This is a genomic window from uncultured Marixanthomonas sp. (genome assembly GCF_963974425.1).
Classification (GTDB): domain Bacteria; phylum Bacteroidota; class Bacteroidia; order Flavobacteriales; family Flavobacteriaceae; genus Marixanthomonas.
The window spans coordinates 1-5,408 of the sequence record NZ_CAXBCK010000078.1 but is presented as its reverse complement, the minus strand read 5'-3'; the positions used below and the strand labels follow the sequence as shown (position 1 = coordinate 5,408).

The window sequence follows — 5,408 nt, the reverse complement described above, 5'->3', positions numbered from 1 at the left end:
CTTAATAATAATTATTTATCGAATTTTAAGGTGTCCTAAAAAGGGGAAGCCTACACCCTAATTACGGTGTCGATTTTGATCTTGAGGACTGTGATCATATTTTAAGAATCGAAACTTTTAACCAAGCATTAGACAATGATGCTATTATAAATATCGTTCAAAAACTAGGTTTTGATATTGAAATTCTAATAGATGAAATTGCTATTTTAAATGTTTAAAATACTATTATAATGGCATATACAAATAATATTTCAAGACTTTCCCGCTTAACAGCCATTCATTTAAAATTACAGTCCAATGTATACGTATCTGTAGCACAACTATCTAAAGAGTTTAATGTTAGCAAACGAACTGTTTATAGAGATTTATTGGCCTTAGAACAAGCCAATGTTCCTATTGTGGCTGCGGAGGGAAAAGGGTATACGTTAATGGATGGATACAAGATTCCTCCTGTAATGTTTACAGAAACGGAAGCAAATGCACTCATTTTTGCCCAAAAGATGATGGCAAAGACCAAAGATGAATCTCTGATAAATGAATTTAATAATGCCATAGATAAAGTAAAAGCAGTATTACGAAGTGAAGAAAAATCAAAAGCCGATTTTTTAGCCAATAGAACGTTTATAGGAAAGAATTGGCAAAATAAGAAAACAAGTAAGTTCCTTTCTATAATACAACGTGGGTTGACAAACTTTAAGGTATTAAAAATAACCTATAAAAAAGAGACTGACGTAGAACCCATTCCTCGTAACATAGAACCTTTTGCTATTTACCATAGTTTTTCAGAAGATTGGATTGTAGTAGCTTGGTGTAGATTGAGAAATGAATTTAGAAATTTTAGAATAGATAGAATCAAAACCATTATTAGTTTACCCGAAAATTTCACTCCACACAAAATGACAATGGAGGAATATGGTGAAATCCAACGGAAAAAATATGTAGATGGAAATGGTTTATATGATAAAAACGAATAAAATGATAATCGTAAAAGTAACGTACACCGTAAAACCTGAATTCGTTCAGAAGAATCAAGAAAACATTAATTTGTTTATGGCTGATTTTAAAAAATTGAATACAAACGACTTTCAATATGTATCCTATTTGGGTGGAGACGGAAAAACCTTTGTCCATCTATCACATTATAAAAATGAAGAAATTCAAAAACATTTACTTCAAATTCCCTCATTTCTTTCTTTCCAAAAACATCGGGATGAGAGCGGTTTGGAAGGTGCACCGCAAATTGAAGTAATGCAGCTAGTTGCAGCTTCTCAAGATTTATTTAAACATTAAATAAAAACATTTAGGACGCTATTGATAGTTGAGTAAACCGAGAATACATGAATAGCCAAAATTAATTTTAAAGAAAACAAGAATGGAAAATATCAAATTACGAGGACTTGCCACCATTAGTTTTTATGCCGACAACCACGAAGAAGCAAAAAAATGGTACAGTGAAATTTTGGGAATGGAACCTTATTTTAACGTTCCTGGCTATTCGGAATTTCGACTTGGTGATTATCAGCACGAACTCGGAATTATTGACGGAAAGTACGCACCGAAGAATTCGATGAAAGAAGTTGGTGGAGCAATTGCTTATTGGCACGTTGACGATTTACAGGGAACACTTGACCTGTTGATCTCAAAAGAAGCAAAGCTGTATGAGCCAATTACCGACAGAAGCGGTGGAAAAATTGCCTTTGTAACAGCTTCTGTAATCGACCCATTTGGAAACGTTCTTGGTATTATGACAAACAATCACTATGTAGAAACGTTGAAGAAAAGACAGTAGAAAATGGAAATGAAAGATGGAAAACCAACCATATACTGTAAAACAAGAAAGGAATGGCGAAAATGGTTAAGCTACAGAAGAAGCGGTATTTTTTGGGTGGATTGATAGCCTTTGCAAAAAGCGAGATGATGAAAGTTATTATTTGACATTTACACCTCGAAATCCTAAAAGAAGCAATTGGAGCGATAGTAATATAGAACGTGCCGAACGAATGATTGAGCAAGGGTTAATGGCAGAAAGTGTTCTGAAATTTATAAAGATCCCAAAAGTAAAAGGTAAATGGAAGTAAGCATTAGAAAGCAGAACTAACCACGCTCTCAAAAAAAAACCAAAAAATAATTGCGCAACCAAATAACTGCATTTATATTTGCAGTCAAATAACTGCGTAATGAAATTAAGAAGAGACGTTTTTCAAGCCATAGCCGACCCAACAAGAAGAACAATTATCACATTGGTAGCAGCAAGTGCAATGACTCCTAGTGCTATTGCCGAAAATTTTGACTATTCCAGACAGACTATTTCCAAACACATTCAAATTCTTACCGAATGTGAATTATTGAAGCAGGAACAAAAGGGAAGAAAAATATACTATGAGCTTAACCCTAACGGTATGAAGCAAATAGCTGATTTTATTGAGCCTTTTAGAAAAATGTGGGATGACCGATTTAATTCCTTGGAAGCTGTTATGAAATCGAAGATTCACGAACACAAAAAATAAAATGAACAAACAGTGAATAAACATAATCAATCAAATACAAAATAAACAATGGAGCAAAAAACTAAAATCAATGCCACAGAAGGGAAGCAAGAATTAACTATCACAAGGGAATTTGACCTTCCAGTAGAATTAGTCTATGAAGCATATGCCAAAGCCGAATTGGTCTCACAGTGGATGGGAACAAGAGTGATAAAGTTTGAAAACAGAAACCACGGAAGTTACGCGTTTGAAACCTCACACGAAGGGAAGGTAATGTTCAAAGCCAATGGAACCACACATAAAGTGGTGCCCAATCAGCAAATCGTTAGAACTTTTGAAATGGAAAATATGTCAATAGGTGTACAATTAGAGTTCTTAAATTTTGAAAAAGTTACAGAAAACAAAAGCCAGTTAACCATTCAGATAATCTATAAATCAGAAAAACACAGAGCTGAACAATTAAAATTACCATTTGCCTATGGCTTGAATAGGGCTCACAATAAACTAGAACAAATAATAACGCACTCAAAATAACTCATTATGAAAAAAAGAAACAAAATAATCTATTGGATTGCCACCATTTGGCTTTCCTTGGGAATGCTTTCAACCGCAATTGTCCAAATAATAAAAATGGAAGAAGAAGTGGAAAATATGACTACTTTAGGGTATCCTACTTATTTACTGCCAATCCTTGGTGCGTGGAAAATTTTAGGTGTTTTAGCAATCCTTATTCCTAAATTCCCTGTGCTAAAAGAATGGACTTACGCAGGGTTTTTCTTTGTAATGTCAGGTGCTATTATCTCACACGTAACGGTTGGAGATGAATTAATAACACTTTTTGGACCGACTTTACTTTTGATTCTTACAGGAATATCCTGGTATTATAGACCAGCAAATAGAAAATTAGAAAAACAATAAATATGGCAGATTTAAAACCTAAAACAGTTGATGAGTTTATAGACAATTCACCAGAAGAAGCACAAGAGGTAATGATAAATCTTAAAAAACTTATTGAATCTACGGCACCAAAAGCCGAAGGTGGCATCAGTTGGAATGTGCCAATTTATAAATACAAAGGCATTCTTGCAGGATTTTCCTTGGCTAAAAAACACGTGAGCTTTGGTATTGACTCATTAACTGAAGAAATACGTAAAATATTGGAAGAAAAGGGATATAAAACAGGTAAAAAGACCATTCAAATAAAATTTGACCAAGATATTCCTATAGAAGAATTTAAGTTATTGATTCAAGAACAGGCTAAGCGCAACAAATTATAACATCAGATGGAAATTAAAGAACATTTAAAAAGTGGGACTAAAATCGCAGAAATTATTTCAAACGAAATTATAATTAAAACCACAGAAGATGCCCTGAATGTAATGGGAAACATCTAGTATCAAGGTTTTGATAAAATGATGTTACATCAAAAGAGTAGTACACCAGCATTTTTTGATTTAAAAACCAAGTTGGCAGGAGATATTCTTCAAAAGTTCGCTCAATATTAAATGCGTTTAGTTATCATAGGGGATTTTTCATTGTATACTAGTAAAAGTCTAAAAGCCTTATCTACGAAAGCAATAAAGGAAAACAAGTTATTTTTCTGTCTTCAATAAAAGAGGCGTTGAAAACTGTAACATAAGCAAGTATTATATCTATTTTAATCCTTCAAGATAAAAAACAAAAACTACCGCCAATAACCTATCCTATGGCACTAGCTCAATTGTCTATTTTTTTTAATTCAATACCATATAACTTGCTCCGCGTCCTATACTGTCCCAATGAAATTAAATAAGGGAAGCTTTATTGCTCCACAGAAACAACCTGCAATCCCACAGCCTTTTTCCCTCTCATAACAACAAACTGTCCGCCCACTTCTTGATAAAACTTCACCCCAAGCAAAGCAATAGCCGTACCGGGTAGGGAAGGAGCCGGAGCTTGCAAGCTAAAGGTGTAATCCGTAAAGGAAGTAGTGATATAGGTTGGAATACTTTGGGTGAGTTCATAGGCGTTGGTTTCAAAATTAAAATGCAACACGCCTAACGTAGACGCCATATGTGTCGCCCCACTCGGGAAAGAGAGTTGAGACACATCAAAATCTGTCACCGTAAACGTCCGAGTGTTCGCATCATAATCGCTCGTTCCCGGTATATAAGAAGCCACGTCACAAGAAGGCGTGAAACCAAAATCTTGCAACAACCGCCGCCCCCGTACCGTTTGCATCCCTCCATACACACTACGATGTCCGCGAGCACTTACAGCATCTAAATCCTTAATGCTCATAAACAAAGACATCAAACGCCCATGAAGTGTCCCGTCTTTATGAATACATAAAAACGGACGCAAGGACCGATAAAAATATTTTTTGGTCCGCGAACAACGCCCAAACTCAGAGCTATTTTCCCGCACCCGTCGCATACTGGGCTTGGTCTTAATAGCGTGACCGTTAAACCCACCACCAGCTTCGCGTGCACGATGATCGCCATGTGAATGATACAAATTAAGCCCCCCAATCGTACCAGATAATTTAATAATCCCTGTCTGTTTTGCCATAATGAACTGATTTTTAAAAGCTAATGTAAACCAATAATTTATAAAAAACAAATGGATATAGTGTATCTATAGCGTATGTATAGCGTATATGTAGCGTATCTATAGCGTGTTTATAAACATCTATTTACTACTCCCCACTCAATGAATCCTAAACCTATCAGGTCGAGTGAATTTGAAGATGCACCATCAAGCTTCAAATTTGGATCGAGACCCACAACTTCCCACTGCCAACTTCCCACTTCCCACTGCCTACTGCCTACTGCCTACAGCCAACTTCCCACTGCCTACTGCCTACTGCCTACAGCCTACAGCCAACTTCCCACTGCCTACAGCCTACAGCCAACTTCCCACTGCCTACAGCCTACAGCCAAC

General features: G+C 35.8%; 10 protein-coding genes. 9 read left to right on the top strand and 1 reads right to left on the bottom strand.

Annotation, left to right across the window (positions count from 1 at the left end):
• The first annotated feature begins 230 nt into the window (after positions 1-230).
• From AACZ92_RS16020 to AACZ92_RS15985, 8 genes are all read left to right on the top strand, one after another.
• Positions 231-974 carry a YafY family protein gene (locus tag AACZ92_RS16020; RefSeq protein ID WP_339703550.1) on the top strand — a complete coding sequence of 248 codons (744 nt, stop codon included), beginning with the start codon at positions 231-233 and terminating at the stop codon, positions 972-974.
• Position 975: 1 nt separating this feature from the next.
• The gene (locus tag AACZ92_RS16015; RefSeq protein ID WP_339703547.1) at positions 976-1,290 is read left to right on the top strand and encodes a hypothetical protein; all 315 of its coding nucleotides are present in this window, start codon (positions 976-978) and stop codon (positions 1,288-1,290) included.
• A gap of 82 nt (positions 1,291-1,372) precedes the next feature.
• Positions 1,373-1,789 (top strand): VOC family protein, encoded by a 417-nt coding sequence (locus tag AACZ92_RS16010; RefSeq protein ID WP_339703544.1) that lies wholly within the window; start codon positions 1,373-1,375, stop codon positions 1,787-1,789.
• A gap of 142 nt (positions 1,790-1,931) precedes the next feature.
• On the top strand, positions 1,932-2,078 hold the full coding sequence (locus AACZ92_RS16005) for a hypothetical protein (protein WP_339703541.1): 147 nt from the start codon (positions 1,932-1,934) through the stop codon (positions 2,076-2,078).
• 99 nt (positions 2,079-2,177) lie between these two features.
• On the top strand, positions 2,178-2,507 hold the full coding sequence (locus AACZ92_RS16000) for a metalloregulator ArsR/SmtB family transcription factor (RefSeq protein WP_339703538.1): 330 nt from the start codon (positions 2,178-2,180) through the stop codon (positions 2,505-2,507).
• Between the two features lie 48 nt (positions 2,508-2,555).
• Entirely contained in the window at positions 2,556-3,020 is a 465-nt protein-coding gene (locus AACZ92_RS15995; protein WP_339703535.1) for an SRPBCC domain-containing protein, read from the top strand.
• Between the two features lie 6 nt (positions 3,021-3,026).
• Positions 3,027-3,404, top strand: coding sequence for a DoxX family protein (locus tag AACZ92_RS15990; protein WP_339703532.1), 378 nt, complete (start codon positions 3,027-3,029; stop codon positions 3,402-3,404).
• Positions 3,405-3,406: 2 nt separating this feature from the next.
• Positions 3,407-3,763, top strand: a complete 357-nt coding sequence (locus AACZ92_RS15985) for a DUF1801 domain-containing protein (RefSeq protein ID WP_339703529.1) — start codon at positions 3,407-3,409, stop codon at positions 3,761-3,763.
• A gap of 523 nt (positions 3,764-4,286) precedes the next feature.
• On the opposite strand, the gene AACZ92_RS15980 is transcribed toward AACZ92_RS15985, so the two are convergent.
• Positions 4,287-4,766: a hypothetical protein gene (locus tag AACZ92_RS15980; RefSeq protein WP_339703526.1), complete on the bottom strand. Its 480-nt coding sequence runs from the start codon at positions 4,764-4,766 to the stop codon at positions 4,287-4,289.
• Between the two features lie 436 nt (positions 4,767-5,202).
• Between AACZ92_RS15980 and AACZ92_RS15975 the strand changes: the two genes are divergently transcribed.
• A partial coding sequence (locus tag AACZ92_RS15975) for a hypothetical protein (RefSeq protein WP_339703523.1) occupies positions 5,203-5,408 on the top strand: 206 nt, incomplete at its 3' end.

What these genes read in the sequence shown, in the direction of transcription:
- AACZ92_RS16020 (WP_339703550.1), top strand. Translation starts at nt 231, where the DNA reads ATGGCATATACAAATAATATTTCAAGACTTTCCCGCTTAACAGCCATT.
- AACZ92_RS16015 (WP_339703547.1), top strand. Translation starts at nt 976, where the DNA reads ATGATAATCGTAAAAGTAACGTACACCGTAAAACCTGAATTCGTTCAG.
- AACZ92_RS16010 (WP_339703544.1), top strand. Translation starts at nt 1,373, where the DNA reads ATGGAAAATATCAAATTACGAGGACTTGCCACCATTAGTTTTTATGCC.
- AACZ92_RS16000 (WP_339703538.1), top strand. Translation starts at nt 2,178, where the DNA reads ATGAAATTAAGAAGAGACGTTTTTCAAGCCATAGCCGACCCAACAAGA.
- AACZ92_RS15995 (WP_339703535.1), top strand. Translation starts at nt 2,556, where the DNA reads ATGGAGCAAAAAACTAAAATCAATGCCACAGAAGGGAAGCAAGAATTA.
- AACZ92_RS15990 (WP_339703532.1), top strand. Translation starts at nt 3,027, where the DNA reads ATGAAAAAAAGAAACAAAATAATCTATTGGATTGCCACCATTTGGCTT.
- AACZ92_RS15985 (WP_339703529.1), top strand. Translation starts at nt 3,407, where the DNA reads ATGGCAGATTTAAAACCTAAAACAGTTGATGAGTTTATAGACAATTCA.
- AACZ92_RS15980 (WP_339703526.1), bottom strand. Translation starts at nt 4,766, where the DNA reads ATGAGCATTAAGGATTTAGATGCTGTAAGTGCTCGCGGACATCGTAGT.